The organism is Micromonospora phytophila, from assembly GCF_023656545.1.
Classification (GTDB): Bacteria; Actinomycetota; Actinomycetes; order Mycobacteriales; family Micromonosporaceae; genus Micromonospora; species Micromonospora phytophila.
Window position 1 is genome coordinate 1 of the sequence record NZ_JAMOKF010000597.1, and the last position, 1,573, is coordinate 1,573.

1 protein-coding gene is annotated in these 1,573 nt (G+C 70.0%); it reads left to right on the forward strand.

Annotated elements, in window-relative coordinates; genetic code table 11:
- Window positions 1-113 precede the first annotated feature (113 nt).
- Window positions 114-1,151: an IS110 family RNA-guided transposase gene (locus NCC78_RS31630; protein WP_250799112.1), complete on the forward strand. Its 1,038-nt coding sequence runs from the start codon at window positions 114-116 to the stop codon at window positions 1,149-1,151.
- The last annotated feature ends 422 nt before the right edge of the window (window positions 1,152-1,573 follow it).

Below are 1,573 nucleotides of genomic sequence, written 5' to 3' on the forward strand. Positions count from 1 at the left end.
ATGTCGGGTCTCAGGACGTCCGTGATGGCATGAAGGAGCGGGGCCTCGCTCCTCGTGGGTCCCGGGCGGGATGCTCGGGGTGCTCACGTCTCACGACGAAGGAGGAGCCCCTCATGCAGGCAGAGTACGACGGTCGGCAGTTCGTGGGTATCGATCTGCATCGGCGCCGTTCGGTGATCGTGCGGATGACCGAGGCCGGGGAGAAGCTCGACGTGGTGCGGATCGACAACGACCCGGTCGCGTTGGGGTTGGAAATCGCCAAGGCCGGCCGGGACCCGGAAGTGGTCCTGGAGGCCACGTATGGCTGGTATTGGGCCGCGGATGTCCTGGCCGCGGCCGGTGCCCGGGTGCATTTGGCGCATCCGTTGGGGGTGAAGGGGTTCGCCTACCGGCGGGTGAAGAACGACGTCCGGGACGCCGCCGATCTGGCTGATCTGCTGCGGATGGGCAGGTTGCCGCAGGCGTATGTGGCCCCGCCGGCGGTGCGCGAGTTGCGGGAGTTGGTGCGGTATCGGGCCAAGCTGGTCGCGTGGCGCAGCGGGTTGAAGGCGTCGGTGCGCGCGGTGCTGGCCAAGCAGGGCGTGCACATCCCGGTATCCGACCTGTTCGGCGTCGGCGGCCGGGAACTGCTCGCCCGGGCGCCGTTGGATGGGGCGTTTCGAGGGCGGGTGGACTCGCTGTGTCGGCTGATCGATGCGGTGGATTTCGAGATCGACGCGGTCGGCGGGCCGATCCGGGCCAGACTTTCCGGGCACCCCGGCTACACCGCGATCCAGGCCATCCCCGGTGTCGGACCGGTCCTGGCGGCGGTGTTCGTCGCGGAGATCGGCGAGGTCGACCGGTTCCCCGGCCCGACACAGCTGACCTCCTGGGCCGGGCTCACCCCACGCCACCGCGAGTCCGACCTCATCGTGCACCGGGGACGGATCACCAAACAGGGCTCGACCCTGGTGCGGTGGGCCGCGGTCGAGGCCGCCCACGGCGTCCCACGCACCGCCGGCTGGTTGACCGGCACCCGCGCCCGCATCGCGGAGCGACGCGGACGCAACATCGCCACCGTCGCGGTGGCCCGCAAGCTGCTCACTCTCGTCTACTACGGCCTGCGCGACGGGCACATCCGCGCCCTTGCACCGACTCGGGCGGCGGCGTGAGCAGGTTCGGACGTGACCGGACGCGAGGTCGTGATCTGTCTGGCCCCCGTCGGCCGACGGCGAGGCCGGCTGCGTGATTGACCCCGTCCGGTCACGGTCGCACACCACCATGCCCCCGAACCAACGCGGGGCGAATGGATGACCGGCAGCCGAACCACGGCCTGCCCCTCCGACACCGGTCGGAACCTGGTGACGCGACCACACCCCAACAACGCCGCCTCCGGCATCACCACGATGGCGTCCACGGCACCGGCGTCAAGGCCAAGCCCTACGGGTGGGCCAACGGCCCAGCCTTGACCCCGACGCCGCACACACGCCTGCCCGAAGACCATGCCGGAAGACGGGCAAAACAACGCCAGCGGGTCAAACACCTAGCCTTGACCGGCCCCGCTCCTTCATGGATGACAGATCAGTCTCGGGAC